We start from the raw sequence: 398 nt of genomic DNA, 5'->3' as shown, positions 1-398 counted from the left end.
GACGGCGGGTATGCACCGCTTGTCCCATGTCCTGCGCCTGCCGGAGACGATCTCCGCGACCATCTCTCCCTGAGCCATGGCGCGATGGGCGAGCATCGGATCTCCCGTGACGTCGCCGATGGCGTAGACGCCGCGCATCGACGTCCGGCATTGATCGTCGATACGGATGAAGCGGCCGTTCATCTCGAGGTCCAGTTCCTCAAGACCGCATCCTTCGAGCCGCGCGCGACGTCCGACTGTGACCAGGATCTTCTCCGCCTCGATCGTTTCTTCGGCTTCATCCTTCTCGACGACGAGACCTTTGCCATTGGCTGCGAGGCCTTTGGCCTTGGTTTCGGTGAGGACGCGGACACCGAGCCTCTCAAGTTTCAACGCCACGGGTTTGGTCAGGTCGGCGT

General features: G+C 62.6%; 1 protein-coding gene. It reads right to left on the bottom strand.

What is annotated here, in order from left to right; translation table 11 throughout:
* Positions 1-398: FAD-dependent oxidoreductase (locus AC1D0P_RS31105; protein ID WP_477680250.1), on the bottom strand; the 398-nt coding region annotated here is incomplete at both ends.

The sequence above is a fragment of the Polaromonas sp. P1_G2 genome (genome assembly GCF_056405515.1).
Note: the sequence above shows the minus strand (reverse complement) of the source record. Positions and strands in the feature narration are given on the sequence as shown.